Raw genomic sequence first — 14,837 nt, 5'->3', positions numbered from 1 at the left:
ATCTTATTAACCTTTAAGCTGAGCCAGAGCGCGGTAATCCGCTCCCAGCGTGGCCTGTAGAACCTCTTTCGGATAATCGTCGGTCACCACCGCTTCGCCCATCCGGCGCAGCAGCACCAGGCGCAAGCGACCGTCGATCACTTTTTTGTCAATTGCCATGTGTTCAAGAAAATCGGCTTCAGTCATCTCTTCCGGCGGGATCACCGGCAGACCGGCACGCTGGAACAGGCGAATGCCGCGATCGCGCTCCTGCTCACTGATCCAGCCCAGGCGCGCGGACATTTCCAGCGCCATCACGGTGCCAGCGGCGACCGCTTCGCCATGCAACCAGACACCATAGCCCATGTGGGTTTCGATGGCGTGGCCAAAGGTGTGGCCGAGATTGAGCGTGGCCCGTACGCCGGTTTCCTTCTCGTCGGCGCCGACCACTGCAGCCTTGGCGGCGCAGGAGCGCTCGATGGCATAGGTCAGGGCCGTTTGATCCAGAGCACGCAGGGCGTCGACGTTGTCTTCGAGCCAGGTCAGGAAAGGTTCATCACAGATCAGACCGTACTTGATGACTTCCGCCAGGCCGGCCGACAGCTCGCGCGCTGGCAGGGTTTTCAGGGACGCGGTATCGATCAGCACCACGTTCGGCTGATAGAACGCGCCAACCATGTTCTTGCCCAGCGGATGGTTGATCCCGGTCTTGCCACCCACCGAAGAATCGACCTGGGACAGCAGCGTGGTAGGGATCTGGATGAAATCGACGCCGCGCTGGTAGCAGGCGGCCGCGAAACCGGCCATGTCGCCGATCACACCGCCGCCGAGGGCGATCACCGTGGTGCGACGGTCATGACGGGCGGTCAGCAGGCCGTCGAAGATCAGTTGCAGGGTTTCCCAGTTCTTGAAGGCTTCGCCGTCGGGCAGCACCACGGAAACCACCGAGAACTGCGCCAGGCTGCGGGTCAGACGTTCGAGATAGAGCGGCGCAACGGTCTCGTTGGAGATGATTGCCACTTGCCGCCCGTGGATATGCGGGGCCAGCAGTTCAGGCTGGTCCAGTAATCCTTCGCCAATGTGAATCGGGTAGCTGCGCTCGCCTAGGTCGACCTTGAGTGTCTGCATGTGTCCCCACGATGAAGATGAAGCAGGCGTCCTGCCTGGAATTATCGAATGTTCACGGCATGTGCTGGTGTGACGCCACTCGCACGCCATCCGCCACAACCCTTGGCGGCCATTACAGGTCGCCGAGGATAGCGCATTTCGTGCGGCGCTTTAACGGGGCGGAAGTTGCTGCAGGCGGTCGAGAATATCGAGCACGACCATGCGCGGTGGCCGCTCGTCGGTTTCCACCACCAGATCGGCGATTTCCCGATAGAGCGGATCACGGATCGCCAGCAGGTCACGCAGGGTTTTCTCCGGATTGGCGGTGCGCAGCAACGGCCGGTTGCGGTCGCGAGAGGTGCGGCCGACCTGCTGCTCGACGGAGGCGTGCAGATACACGACGCGCCCGCCCTCGTGCAGGGCCTTGCGGTTGGCATCGCGCATCACGGCGCCGCCACCGGTCGCCAGCACCACGCCGTCGAACGCGCACAGCTCTGCGATCATCGCCTGCTCACGGTCACGAAAGCCGGGCTCGCCTTCCTTGTCGAAGATCCACGGGATATTGGCGCCCGTACGCAGTTCAATTTCCTTGTCGGAATCCTTGAACGGCAGGCGCAGCTCTTTGGCCAGTAATCGGCCGATGGTGCTTTTTCCAGCCCCCATCGGTCCTACAAGAATCAAATTTCGCACAGAATCAACGACTCACAGCAATCGCCTGGTTATTCATGATACGCGGAGTGAGAAATACCAGCAGCTCGGATTTTTTCTCCGAAACCACATCACGCCGGAAAAGGCGGCCAAGATACGGCACATCGCCAAGAAATGGCACCTTATCTACAACCTTGCTCTGAGTATTTGAGAAAACGCCCCCGATCACGATGGTCTCGCCGTCGTTCACCAGCACCTTGGCGTTGACCTCGTTTTTCTTGATCGGCGGTACATCCTGCACTTTGTTCAGGTAGTCCGGTTCGTCCTTGGTGACCTTGACCTCCATGATGATGCGGTTGTCCGGGGTGATCTGCGGCGTCACTTCCAGCGACAGCGACGCCTCCTTGAAGGACACCGACGTAGCGCCGCTGGAGCTGGCTTCCTGATACGGAATCTCGGTGCCCTTGAGGATCTTCGCGGTTTCCTTGTCGGAGGTGACCACCTTGGGCTGCGAGACGATTTCGCCGTTGCCGGTCTTCTCCATCGCGGTCAGCTCAAGGTCGAGCAAGACGTTGTCGGTGATGAACGCGATGCCGATCCCGGAGGTGTTGTTGACCGTGCCCATGTCGACGAACGGCGAGTTGGTGCTGGTGCTGCCCGGCGTGCCGATGGTGGTCGAGGAACCGTTGCTGACCCCGGACGTGTTCCAGTTGCCCTTGTTCTGGATCGAGCCGCCCCAGCGCACACCCAGGCTCTTGTCGTAATCGACGTTGGCTTCGACGATCCGCGCCTCGATCATCACCTGACGCACCGGGATATCCAGCTGCGCCACGATCCGCCGCAGCTCGTCGAGGCGATCCTGGGTCTGGTAGGCAATGATGTTGTTGGTCCGTTCATCGACGGTGATCGAACCCCGTTCGTCGACCTTAGCCTCGGCACTGGTGACCGACTGGAACAGCTTGGCGATGTCCGCAGCCTTGGCGTAGTTCACTTGCAGCAGTTCGCGGCGCAGCGGCGCCAGTTCGGCGATCTGTTTCTGCGATTCCAGTTCCTGCCGTTCGCGGGCGGCGATTTCATCTGCCGGTGCCACCAGCAGCACATTGCCGACCTTGCGCTTGTCCAGGCCTTTGGTCTTGAGCACCAGATCCAGCGCCTGATCCCACGGCACGTTCTGCAGGCGCAAGGTAATGCCGCCCTGCACCGTATCGCTGGCCACCAGATTGAGGTTGGTGAAGTCGGCGATCAGTTGCAGCACCGAACGCACATCGATGTCCTGAAAGTTGAGAGAGAGCTTTTCGCCGTTATAGCTGTTGCGGTCGGCGTTGCGCTTTTGCAGGTCATCGACGGTCAACGGCCGGATGCTGACAGTCAGCTTGTTGTCGGTCTGGTAAGTGGAATAGTCGAAAGTACCGCTGGGTTCGACGGTGATCGTCGCCCGATCACCGCTGACACCGGCATTGACGAACTGCACCGGGGTGGCGAAATCCTTGACGTCGAGGCGCACCCGCAGCGGCTCGGGCAATTGGGTACGCGCGAAATTGAGGATGATCTTGCCGTCGTGTTCCTGAATGTCCGGGGCAATGGCCGGGTCGGACAGATCAATGACCACATTGCCCTCACCTGCCGTACCACGCTGGAAATCGACGCCGCGAATGGCCCTGGCGGTCGGCGCAAACGTGCGGACCGGCGCTGCCGCAGGTGCTGCGCGCGGCGCACGAGCCGCCGTACGCGGGGCAACGGCTTTGCTGCCTTGCCCGACCACCACGAACACCGTATTGCCTTCGACCCGGGTGTCGTACGGCGCCAGTTGCGTCAGGCTGATGATCAGCCGCGTCCGGTTATTGGCCTCGACCACCGTGGCCGTGCGGGCATTGCCGCTGCCCAGGTCACGGGTCTTGCTCGTCAGCTGACTGGCGACACCCGGAAGATCGAGGGCGATCCGCGCCGGCGAATCGGTGGTGTAGCCCTTGGGCTGCGGAGGCGGGCCGTCGAACGACAGCTTCAATTCGACCCGGTCGCCCGGCAGTGCCGCGACGTCCAGCGCCTTCAGATTGGCTGCCTGTACCATCGGTGAAAGCAGCGCCATCCATAGCGAAAAACCGAGGGTGGAAAAAATCCTGTTCATTATTCGACTTCCACTTATGAGTGCTCTTTCAAAGGAATGGTGCGCGGCCGCTCAAGCCAGGCGCCCTGGCCATCCGGAACGATTTCCACCACCTCGACCTGTGAAGCGCTGATCGCAACGATCCGCCCGTCGTTGCGCCCAAGGTAATCGCCGACCTTGAGCCGATGAACCCCGCCCGCCCCCCGCAGCAAAGCGAAGGAACCGGAGGCGTTGGCAATCGTGCCGACCATTTCAAACTGCTCGATGTTGAAACCTTCGAGGTATTGCTTGACCCGGTTGGGATCGGGCTTCACGTCGCGCGAGCCGTGTTTCTGCCCGGCCAGATCGACCCGCAGCTGACGTGAAAACGGACTGCGCAGGTTGGCGGCGCTGTAGGTGAATGTCGGGTAGGAGCGGAAGGTCGGGGTCGGCTCGATCTTGCCCGGCGGACGCAGGCGCACTTCATTCATGTAGGCGTCGAGGTCACTGAAGTCATCGCCGCCACAGCCACCGAGCATCAATAACAATGCCGACAAGGCGATAAAACGGATCGGGCTCATTTCTGCAGCCCCTTGTCGTTGTAGCGGTAGGTCTTGGCGAGAATGCTCATGCGCAGCTTCGGCCCGCCTTCGGGATTGGCTGGCGCCAACTCGAAATCGTGCAGGGTGACGATGCGGGGCAGCCCGGCCACGCCGCTGACGAAGGTGGCAAGGTCGTGATAGGCCCCGGTCACGGTGATCTGGATGGGCAACTCGATGTAGAACTGCTGGGTGACCTCCGGCAGCAGTTTGATCTCTTCGAATTCAAGACCGCTGCCAAGCCCGGTGCGGGTGATGTCTTCCAGCAAACCCGGCACTTCGGTATCACTGGGCAATTGCCGCAACAACACTCCGAACGAGTTTTCCATCTCCTTCATCTGCTGGGTGTACAGCTCCAGATTGGCCGCCATGCGCGCCTTGCTCGCGAATTGCTCCTTGAGGGTGACCTCCTCCTCACGCTTGAGCTCGAGCTGGTTCTCCAGGTCACTGATGAAAAAGTTATAGCCAAGCGCCAGGACCAGCACCATCAACAGCCCGCCGGCCAGGGTTTTGACCACTGGCGGCCAGGAGCCGATGTTGCTGGTGTCCAGGTCGTTGAAATCGACATTGCGCAGGCTGTCCAGCCACTCGGACGGCTTCATTGGTCGTCCTCCTCGATCCGGGGTCGAGTCTGGCGAACGGTCAGCTGGAAGACGTTGGCCTGATCCACCTGGCCGGCGGTGGTGGCTTTCACTTCATTGAGGTTGGGCGCATCGAACCAGTCGGAGGCATCAAGGTTGCGCATCAGGTCGGACACCCGATTGTTCGACTCCGCCGCGCCGCTGATCGACAGGGTCTTGCCGACCATTTTCACGTCGGTGAAATACACCCCGTCGGGCAAGGTGCGCGCCAGCTGATCGAAGATCCGCCCGCTGATCTGCCGGTTGCCCTGCAAGTCCTGGATGATGCGCATGCGCTCTACCAGTTGTTGACGATGGGCCTTGAGCTCGCTGATCTGCTTGATCCGTTCGTCGACCACGGCGATCTGCTTGCCGATGTAGTCATTGCGCGCGACCTGCCGCGCGATGGCGGCGCTGATGATCTGATCGGCAATGAGCACCGCCCCCACCGAGCCGACCACCACGCCGGTCAAGGCCAGCAGGAAGCGTTTGCGCCGCTCTTCGCGACGCTCCTCGCGCCAGGGTAAAAGGTTGATCCGCGCCATCAGTCGAAACTCCTGAGCGCGAGCCCGCAGGCAATCATCAGGGCCGGCGCATCGCTCGCCAGGGCCCCGGCGTTGACCTTGCTGCTCAAGGCCATGTCGGAAAACGGGTTGGCGACCTGGGTCGGGGTGTTCAGACGCTCTTCGATCAGCCGATCGAGCCCGGGCACCGACGCCGTGCCGCCGGCCAGCAGAATATGGTCGACGGCGTTGTACTGGCCGGAGGCGAAAAAGAACTGCAGGGAGCGCGACACCTGCTGCACCAGCGCCTCGCGAAACGGTTGCAGCACCTCGCTGACGTAATCGTCCGGCAGGCCGCCCTGCTTTTTGGCGAGTCCCGCCTGTTCAAGGGTCAGGCCATAACGGCGCTGAATTTCCTCGGTCAGCTGTCGACCGCCGAACAGCTGTTCGCGGGTATAGATGATCCGGCCGTTGTGCAGGACGCTGAGGGTGGTCATGGTGGCGCCGATGTCGACCACGGCCACCGTCAGCCGATCCTGTGACGCGGCCAGTTGCGTGGCCAGCAGGCCGAACGAGCGCTCCAGCGCATAAGCCTCGACATCCACCACCCGCGCCGTCAGCCCGGCCAGTGCAAGCGCCGCTTCGCGGACTTCGACGTTTTCCTTGCGACAGGCGGCCAGCAGCACGTTGACCCGTTCGGGGTTGCGCGGCGAAACGCCCTGGACTTCGAAGTCGATGGCGACCTCATCCAGTGGATAGGGAATGTATTGATCGGCTTCGATCTTGAGCTGGTTTTCCAGCTCGTCGTCGGACAGCCCGGCGTCCATCTCGATGACCTTGGTGATCACCGCAGATCCAGCCACTGCCACCGCCACGGTTTTCAACCCGGTACGCGCCTTGACCAGCACCCGGGACAGGGCCTGGCCGACGCCCTCGAGCTCGGCGATGTTCTTTTCGACCACGGCGTTGGCCGGCAACGGCTCCACCGCGTACGCCTCGACCCGGTAGCGCTCCCCCTGACGGCTCAGCTCCAGTAGCTTCACCGACGTGGAGCTGATATCGATCCCCAGTAACGTATTGGCCTTTTTATTGAAGAGTCCTAGCACTACCAATTCCCTATGACTTTCCGTGAGTTACGGACTCTGTAATGCGCATTGCGTTCCCTCGCCCCGTCTTGACAGAAGCGCAAATGACGCCCCCAGCGGAAAAGTGCTTATAATGCCCAGCGTTTTTTTCCGCTTTTTACTGCCGGCGCGGGTCGTTCTGTGTGTTAGCCGGGACCCTGTCGCCCAATTCATTCTTTGCCGTGGATGTCCAAAAGCCTTGATTCGTCTGCTGAAACTTTTCGGTTGGTCCATCGTCGCCGTTTTCTGCGGACTGCTTTTAGGTCTCAGCGGCGCGTTTCTTTACCTTAGTCCGGGTTTGCCATCTGTGGAGGCGCTGAGAAGCATTCAGTTGCAGATTCCGCTCCGGGTCTACAGCAGCGACAACAAGTTGATCGCAGAATTTGGCGAAATGCGCCGCACACCGATCCGTTTCGCCGACATTCCCCCCAATTTCATCAATGCGTTACTAAGTGCTGAAGACGACAACTTCGCCAATCACTATGGCGTCGATCCGAGCAGCCTGATGCGTGCCGCGACGCAACTGGTCAAGAGCGGGCACATCCAGTCCGGCGGCAGCACCATCACCATGCAGGTGGCGAAGAACTTCTTCCTGACCAGCGAGCGCAGCTTCTCGCGCAAGACCACTGAAATCCTTCTCGCCCTGCAGATCGAACGCCAGCTGACCAAGGACGAGATCCTTGAGCTGTACGTGAACAAGATCTATCTGGGCAACCGCGCCTACGGCATCGAGGCGGCGGCACAGGTGTATTACGGCAAGTCGATCCGCGAAGTCAGCCTGGCGCAGATGGCGATGATCGCCGGCCTGCCGAAAGCCCCGTCGCGCTTCAATCCGCTGGCCAACCCGGCGCGCAGCAAGGAGCGGCGCGACTGGATCCTCGGCCGCATGTACAAGCTCGGCAAGATCACCGAGGCCGACTACACCGCCGCGATCAACGAACCGCTGAACGCCAGCTATCACGTGCCGACACCGGAAGTGAACGCGCCGTACATCGCCGAGATGGCCCGTGCGGAAATGGTCGGTCGCTACGGCAGCGACGCCTATACCGAAGGTTTCCGCGTTACCACCACGGTGCCGAGCAACCTCCAGGAAATGGCGAACACCGCGCTGCACGAAGGCCTGATGACCTACGACCAGCGTCACGGCTACCGTGGTCCTGAATCGCGCCTGCCGGGCAAGACCCGCGAAGCCTGGGCCACCGAACTGACCAAGCAACGCACCATCAGCAGCCTCGAACCGGCCATCGTCACCCAGGTCGACAAGAACGGCCTGCAAGTGCTGACCCGCACCGGCGAAGAGCACGTGGCATGGGACACCATGAAATGGGCACGCCCGTTCCTCAACACCAACAGCATGGGTGCCGCGCCGCGTCAGCCGTCGGATGTGGCACAGATCGGCGACCTGATTCGCGTGCAGCGCCAGCCGAACAATTCGCTGAAGTTCAGCCAGATTCCGCAGGCGCAAGGCGCGCTGGTGTCGCTGGATCCGCAGAACGGCGCGATCCGTTCGCTGGTCGGCGGCTTCGCCTTCGAGCAGAGCAACTACAACCGCGCGATGCAGGCCAAGCGTCAGCCGGGTTCGAGCTTCAAGCCGTTCGTCTACAGCGCCGCACTGGATAACGGCTACACCGCCGCCAGTCTGGTCAACGACGCGCCGATCGTGTTCGTCGACGAGTACCTGGACAAAGTCTGGCGTCCGAAGAACGACACCAACACCTTCCTCGGCCCGATCCGTCTGCGTGAAGCGCTGTACAAGTCGCGCAACCTGGTTTCGATCCGCCTGCTGCAGGCGATGGGCGTGGGCAAGACCATCGACTACATCACCCGTTTCGGCTTCAACAAGCAGGACCTGCCGCCAAACCTGTCCCTGGCGCTGGGCACCGCGACCCTGACGCCAATGGAGATCGCCACCGGCTGGAGCACCTTCGCCAACGGCGGCTACAAGATCACCCCGTACATCATCGACAAGATCGAAAGCCGCAATGGCGACACGCTGTTCGTCGCCAATCCGCCGACCGTACCGCAGGGCGGCGCGGCCACCGATGGCATCGCGGCACCCGCTACCGAGTCGTTTACCGTCAATGCCGCGCCGGTTCCGGGTGAAGCGCCGGGCAGCGCGGCTGTGCCGCAAGCTCCAGCAGTCGCCGAGCGCATCGTCGATGGCCGCACCACTTACATCCTCAACAGCATGTTGCAGGACGTGATCAAGCTCGGCACCGGCCGTCGCGCACTGGCCCTGGGCCGCAGCGACATCGCCGGCAAGACCGGTACCACCAACGAATCCAAGGACGCGTGGTTCTCCGGCTACAACGCCGACTACGTGACCACCGTGTGGACCGGTTTCGACCAGCCGGAAAGCCTCGGTCGCCGAGAGTTCGGCGGCACCGTGGCACTGCCGATCTGGATGAACTACATGGCCGCCGCGCTCAAGGACAAGCCGCCGCACGTCCAGCCGGAGCCGGAAGGCATCCTCAGCCTGCGGGTGGATCCGGTCAGCGGTCGTGCGGCATCGCCGAGCACACCAGGCGCGTACTTCGAGCTGTTCAAGGCTGAGGACACGCCACCGTCGGTCAATGAGATCGGCAACGGCACAGTTCCGGGCAGTCCGCTGCCGGCGGATGAACAGGCGCCGATCGATTTGTTCTGATCCTGATCCGCCAAAAAGCCCCGCCTTCGCAAGAAGTGCGGGGCTTTTTGTTTTCTGTCGTACCGAGAATGGCGTTTCACATCAAAGGCCGCCCTCACCCTAGCCCTCTCCCAGGGGGAGAGGGGACTGACCGAGGTGTCTGACGCTGTACGTCGACCTGAATAACCGAGTCGATTATGGATTCACAGCAGGGCCTTCACGTCGGCGTAACTCATCGATATCCCCCATTCGGTCCCCTCTCCCCCTGGGAGAGGGTTAGGGTGAGGGCCGCCCTTGAAGCTGGAACGCATTTTCACGGACAAAAAAACCCCGCTTAAAAAGCGGGGCTCTTCATGAAGCGCTACAACGACTTAGCCGTTGAACACGTCATCCACGCTTTTCAGCGGGTAGTTCTTCGGATACGGCAGGGTCGCCACACCGGTCTCGATCGCGGCCTTGGCCACGGCGTCGGAGATCACGGTGATCAGGCGCTTGTCCATTGGCTTCGGAATGATGTACTCACGGCCGAATTCCAGGGAGATACCGCCGTAGGCGTCGCAGACTTCCTGAGGAACCGGCAGCTTGGCCAGTTCGCGCAGGGCGTTGGCGGCAGCGATCTTCATTTCTTCGTTGATGCGCTTGGCGCGAACGTCCAGGGCACCACGGAAGATGAACGGGAAGCCCAGTACGTTGTTGACCTGGTTCGGGTAGTCCGAACGGCCGGTGGCCATGATCACGTCGTTACGGGTGGCGTGAGCCAGTTCCGGGGAGATTTCCGGATCCGGGTTGGAGCATGCGAAGACGATCGGGTTGGCCGCCATGCGCTTGAGTTGCTCGGCGCTCAGCAGGTTCGGACCCGACAGGCCGACGAATACGTCAGCGCCTTCGATGGCGTCGTCCAGGGTGCGTTTCTCGGTAGGGTGAGCGAACACAGCCTTGTACTGGTTCAGGTCGTCACGGCCAGCGTGGATCACGCCAGTACGGTCAACCATGAAGATGTTCTCGACCTTGGCGCCCATGCTCACCAGCAATTTCATGCAGGAGATGGCGGCTGCGCCAGCGCCCAGGCAGACGATCTTGGCGTCGGCAAGGGTTTTGCCAGCGATTTCCAGGGCGTTGATCATGCCCGCAGCGGTCACGATCGCGGTGCCGTGCTGGTCATCGTGGAATACCGGAATGTCGCACTGCTCGATCAGAGCGCGCTCGATCTCAAAGCACTCAGGCGCCTTGATGTCTTCCAGGTTGATGCCACCGAAGGTGATGGAAATGCGTTTTACGGTGTCGATGAAGGCTTGCGGGCTTTCGGAGTCGACTTCGATGTCGAAGACGTCGATGCCGGCGAAGCGCTTGAACAGCACGCCTTTACCTTCCATCACTGGCTTGGAAGCCAGTGGGCCGAGGTTACCCAGGCCCAGAATCGCGGTGCCATCGGAAATGACTGCAACCAGGTTGCCCTTGCCGGTGTACTTGTAGGCCAGTTCAGGATCGCGGGCGATCTCGCGCACTGGTTCAGCTACGCCGGGGCTGTAGGCCAGCGACAGGTCGCGGGCGGTAGCAGTGGCCTTGGTGAGCTCGACACTCAGCTTTCCTGGACGAGGATTGGCATGATATTCGAGAGCGGCAGTTTTCAGATCAGACATTTTGGCATTCCGCTTTTTACTGTTGGACAGACTGGTCAGCGAGGATACGCGCCTCGCAAAGTCCCCACAAGACTGCCCGGTCACCCCTGTCAAGCGCCCTGCCCTACGACTTTGGGCCAAGAGCCACGGCGCACAAGGGTTAGACTGTTCACAATCGACAGAAAAAATGTCTACAACTTTTTATTCAGCGGGACGGCTGGAGCATCGAAGGATCGGTCAGCGGCAGCAACCAGCGCGCCTGACCTGATTTCAGTCCACCGCGCCGGGAACGGTCGACCACCCAGCCACGAGCCTCGATCTGCTTGCCCTTCAATGCCTGCAGAGAGGCGCCATCGAAGCGATGCAGCAGATTGGGTGCAACGCGCAGTACAAGCTTGTCCTGCAACTCGATCCAGATTCCGCCGCGATTGCGTTGAACCTTGCTCACACGCCCGCTGACCAGCGCGAAACCCGAGCGCTCGATCTGCTCCGCTTTCAGTACAGGTGAGCGTTTCCACAGGCCAAGCCCGGCCTGTCGCGCGCGGCGTTCAGCGGCTTGCTGACAATCGACCAGATCGACATTTGGCGCTACCGAAACCTGGAAACCGAGGCCATCGGCGAGCATCTGCGCTTCGAGATTCTCACCCCTGGCGCTGAAAACATGGGCCAGTGTTCGCCCGTAACGGTCCCTGGACTCGACGCCGAGTCGCAGGCCTACCCGCCCGTCGCTCTCGGCGACCAGGGCTTCGAGGCGCTTGCGCGCGGCCACTGCAAACGGCTCGTCGCTGCGGCCCTGCTTGCCGAGTTCGGGCGTATTGAGGCCGATCATCCGCACATTGCGCCCGTCGATCAGGCGCAGGGTGTCGCCGTCGACCACCCGCTGAACCGTGGCGCTGTCCAGACCGGTCGGCGCCGGGCAGAAGGCCTGAACGGAGGAGAGCCAAATCGCGGACACAAAAAAGGCGCCCGCAAGGGACGCCTTTTTCATCAGACCGGAAAAGCCGCTGAGGTTTTCCAGAATGAAGGGCCTTAGGCCTTTTTCGCGCCGAAAGCACCGAAACGGTCGGCGAACTTCTGAACGCGACCACCGGTGTCCAGAGTCTTCTGCTTACCGGTGTAGAACGGGTGGCACTCATTGCAAACGTCGATCGCCAGGGCTTTGCCGAAGGTCGAACGGGTTTCGAACTTGTTGCCGCAGCTGCAAGTTACTGCAACTTCTGGGTAATTCGGGTGGATATCGGCTTTCATGGTGTTTTCCTCAGCTGGCGTGCCGCCATCCAACACGATTGTTGAATACCGCACGTAATTAGGCCGCGGATTCTACCAGACAATCCCGATCACGCAAGCTGTCAGGGGTGCCCTCCATCAGAAAAGACTGTTCAATGTTGACGGCGTCTTTTGACGTCAGGCTGCGTTGCTACTCCTCCCCATAGCAAGCTATGAGTCGTCGTAGCGCCTTGCCTGACGCCAAAATCCACTCGTCAACATTTGAACGCTTTCCTGATGGAGGACACAGGACCGACCGTCTGCTAGGCTCCCGGCCTTCTCCACCGCCCCGCCTATGAGAATCCTCCGCGTGCCCGACGCCATTCTGCGCCTCGCCCTGCCTTCGCCCCTGCGCCGCCTGTTCGACTATCGGGCCCCGGCCGGCGTGCTGCGTTCGCAGTTGCAACCGGGCATGCGCCTGCGGGTGCCGTTCGGTCGGCGGGAGATGATCGGGATTCTGGTGGAAGTCACTGACACCAGCGAAGTGCCGGTGGAAAAGCTCAAACCGGCGCTGGCCCTGCTCGACGCCACCGCTCCGCTACCGCCGGCGCTGTTCAAGCTATGCCTGTGGACGGCTCAGTACTATCAGCACAGCCTCGGCGACACGCTGAGCTGGGCGCTGCCGGTGCTGTTGCGCCAGGGCGAACTGGCCGAGGCGCGACAGGAACGCTTCTGGTCCGCCGCCCCCGGCGCCAGCCTCGATGACCCGCGCATCGCTCGCGCCCCGCGCCAACGCGAAGCCCTGGCGACGCTGGCCCAGCATCCTCACGGCGTCGCCCATCAGTTGCTGAGCAAACTGATGCTGAGCAAGGACAGCCTCGATTTGCTGCTGGCCAAGGATCTGGTGCAAGTCGAAGTGCGCCGCCACGCCCCCGGCGCGCGCCATGAACACTGGCTGGCCCAGCCCGAACTGCCGCTCAACAGCGAGCAGCGCGCCGCGTACGAGGCGATCCGCGCCGGGTTCGACAGTTATCACGCGTTCCTGCTCGCCGGGGTCACCGGCAGCGGCAAGACCGAAGTCTATTTGCAGCTGATCCGCGAAACCCTCGAGGCCGGCAAGCAGGCGCTGGTGCTGATTCCGGAGATCAACCTCGGCCCGCAGACCCTCGCCCGTTTCGAACAACGCTTCAACGCCCGCATCGCCCTGCTGCACTCGGCGGTCAACGATCGTGATCGTCTGGATGCCTGGCTCGCCGCCCGTGACGGCGAGGCCGACATTATTATCGGAACCCGCTCGGCGCTGTTCACCCCGATGAAAAATCCGGGGCTGATCATCATCGATGAAGAACACGACGGCTCCTATAAACAGCAGGAAGGCCTGCGCTATCACGCGCGGGATCTGGCGCTGGTGCGGGCGCGGCAGGAAAACATCCCGATCGTGCTCGGCTCCGCGACGCCATCGCTGGAAAGCCTGCACAACGCCTACACCGGCCGCTACGGACTCCTGCGCCTGAACGAACGTGCCGGCGGCGCCAAGCAGCCACGTTTCCTGCGTCTGGATGTGAAAAGCCGTCCACTGGACAGCGGCATTTCCGGGCCGATGCAGCAAGCCATCGGCCAGACCCTCGCCGCCGGCCAGCAGGTATTGGTGTTCCTCAACCGCCGGGGGTTTGCCCCGACTCTGCTGTGCCACGATTGCGGCTGGATGTCCGAATGCCAGCGCTGCGATGCGCGGATGACCGTGCATCAGCGCTACGGCGAACTGCGCTGCCACCACTGCGGTTACGTCGAGCGCGTGCCGCGCCAGTGCCCGAAGTGCAACAAGGTCGATCTGCGGCCCGTGGGCGCCGGTACCGAGCGGGCCGAGGAACGGCTGGCGATTCTGTTCCCGGACTATCCGGTGTTGCGCGTCGACCGTGACAGCACGTCGCGCAAGGACGCGATGAACCAGCTGTTCGCCACGATCCAGAAAGGCCAGCCGTGCATTCTGGTCGGCACCCAGATGTTGGCCAAGGGTCACCACTTCCCTCGAGTGACGCTGGTGTCGATCCTCGATGCCGACGGCGGATTGTTTTCCGGTGACTTCCGCGCCAGCGAGCGCATGGCGCAGTTGATCGTGCAGGTTGCCGGCCGGGCCGGGCGGGCGGAAGAACCGGGCAAGGTGATCATCCAGACCCACCTCGCAGACCATCCTTTACTGGTGCAACTGACCGAGCAGGGTTACTTCGCCTTCGCCGAGCAGGCCCTGAGCGAACGCCGCGCCGCCGGCCTGCCGCCGTTCGCCCACCTCGCCCTGCTGCGCGCCGAAGCGCACAAGCCGGGGCAGGCCGAAGGCTTTCTTGATGAGGCGTGCAGCGAGGCCGAGCGTTTGCTGGTCGAACAGAACCTGACCGGCATTGAACTGTTGGGACCCGTGCCAGCGCCGATGGAGCGCCGGGCCGGACGCTTCCGCGCGCAGCTGCTGTTGCAGGCCACGGCCCGGGCGCCGCTGCACCGATTGCTGGCGAGCTGGCTGCTGGTACTGGAGCAGATGCCAAGCGGCCGTGCGGTGCGCTGGTCGCTGGATGTCGATCCGGTGGATCTGTACTGACCGGGCAAAACCGGCCGAATTGTCACCACACATCCACATCCTGCCTGCTAAGGTTGGCAAGCCCGTCTTCGCAACGGATAATGCCCAGTTTTTCCACCCGCGCATCGATGCGCCGCCGCGCTTGCGGTCGAAA

General features: G+C 62.0%; 12 protein-coding genes. 2 read left to right on the top strand and 10 right to left on the bottom strand.

The features are described 5' to 3' along the window. Positions 1-6: 6 nt before the first annotated feature. The 7 genes from aroB to GQX66_RS11365 form a co-directional block, all read right to left on the bottom strand. Positions 7-1,107, bottom strand: a complete 1,101-nt coding sequence (gene aroB, locus GQX66_RS11395; RefSeq protein WP_011332082.1) for a 3-dehydroquinate synthase — start codon at positions 1,105-1,107, stop codon at positions 7-9. Positions 1,108-1,257: 150 nt separating this feature from the next. Continuing rightward, the gene (gene aroK / locus GQX66_RS11390; RefSeq protein WP_045121685.1) at positions 1,258-1,776 is read right to left on the bottom strand and encodes a shikimate kinase AroK; all 519 of its coding nucleotides are present in this window, start codon (positions 1,774-1,776) and stop codon (positions 1,258-1,260) included. Between the two features lie 4 nt (positions 1,777-1,780). Next, complete coding sequence (gene pilQ / locus GQX66_RS11385) at positions 1,781-3,859, bottom strand: type IV pilus secretin PilQ (RefSeq protein ID WP_240868939.1); 2,079 nt, start codon at positions 3,857-3,859, stop codon at positions 1,781-1,783. A 14-nt stretch (positions 3,860-3,873) separates the two neighbouring features. Continuing rightward, positions 3,874-4,398: a pilus assembly protein PilP gene (locus tag GQX66_RS11380; RefSeq protein WP_007952383.1), complete on the bottom strand. Its 525-nt coding sequence runs from the start codon at positions 4,396-4,398 to the stop codon at positions 3,874-3,876. Then, positions 4,395-5,018, bottom strand: a complete 624-nt coding sequence (pilO, locus tag GQX66_RS11375; RefSeq protein ID WP_085746418.1) for a type 4a pilus biogenesis protein PilO — start codon at positions 5,016-5,018, stop codon at positions 4,395-4,397. Before pilO ends, GQX66_RS11380 begins: the two co-directional genes overlap by 4 nt. Beyond that, positions 5,015-5,581 carry a PilN domain-containing protein gene (locus tag GQX66_RS11370; protein ID WP_007952387.1) on the bottom strand — a complete coding sequence of 189 codons (567 nt, stop codon included), beginning with the start codon at positions 5,579-5,581 and terminating at the stop codon, positions 5,015-5,017. The genes pilO and GQX66_RS11370 overlap by 4 nt, the downstream gene beginning before the upstream one ends. Further along, positions 5,581-6,645, bottom strand: a complete 1,065-nt coding sequence (locus tag GQX66_RS11365) for a pilus assembly protein PilM (protein WP_085746416.1) — start codon at positions 6,643-6,645, stop codon at positions 5,581-5,583. The genes GQX66_RS11370 and GQX66_RS11365 overlap by 1 nt, the downstream gene beginning before the upstream one ends. A 217-nt stretch (positions 6,646-6,862) precedes the next feature. Here GQX66_RS11365 and GQX66_RS11360 point away from each other — a divergent pair, with 217 nt between their 5' ends. Next, entirely contained in the window at positions 6,863-9,310 is a 2,448-nt protein-coding gene (locus tag GQX66_RS11360; protein ID WP_240868936.1) for a penicillin-binding protein 1A, read from the top strand. 350 nt (positions 9,311-9,660) lie between these two features. On the opposite strand, the gene GQX66_RS11355 is transcribed toward GQX66_RS11360, so the two are convergent. From GQX66_RS11355 to rpmE, 3 genes are all read right to left on the bottom strand, one after another. After that, the gene (locus GQX66_RS11355; RefSeq protein WP_007952395.1) at positions 9,661-10,929 is read right to left on the bottom strand and encodes a malic enzyme-like NAD(P)-binding protein; all 1,269 of its coding nucleotides are present in this window, start codon (positions 10,927-10,929) and stop codon (positions 9,661-9,663) included. A gap of 184 nt (positions 10,930-11,113) precedes the next feature. Further along, positions 11,114-11,896, bottom strand: a complete 783-nt coding sequence (locus tag GQX66_RS11350; RefSeq protein WP_085746413.1) for a thermonuclease family protein — start codon at positions 11,894-11,896, stop codon at positions 11,114-11,116. Positions 11,897-11,937: 41 nt separating this feature from the next. Further along, positions 11,938-12,156 (bottom strand): 50S ribosomal protein L31, encoded by a 219-nt coding sequence (rpmE, locus tag GQX66_RS11345; RefSeq protein WP_007952398.1) that lies wholly within the window; start codon positions 12,154-12,156, stop codon positions 11,938-11,940. A 328-nt stretch (positions 12,157-12,484) separates the two neighbouring features. Between rpmE and GQX66_RS11340 the strand changes: the two genes are divergently transcribed. Further along, the gene (locus tag GQX66_RS11340) at positions 12,485-14,704 is read left to right on the top strand and encodes a primosomal protein N' (RefSeq protein WP_102686851.1); all 2,220 of its coding nucleotides are present in this window, start codon (positions 12,485-12,487) and stop codon (positions 14,702-14,704) included. The last annotated feature ends 133 nt before the right edge of the window (positions 14,705-14,837 follow it).

The sequence above is a fragment of the Pseudomonas sp. B707 genome, assembly GCF_022496685.1.
Lineage (GTDB): Bacteria > Pseudomonadota > Gammaproteobacteria > Pseudomonadales > Pseudomonadaceae > Aquipseudomonas > Aquipseudomonas paraglycinae.
The sequence above is the reverse complement of the archived record's forward strand: the minus strand, read 5'-3'. Positions and strand labels throughout refer to the sequence as shown.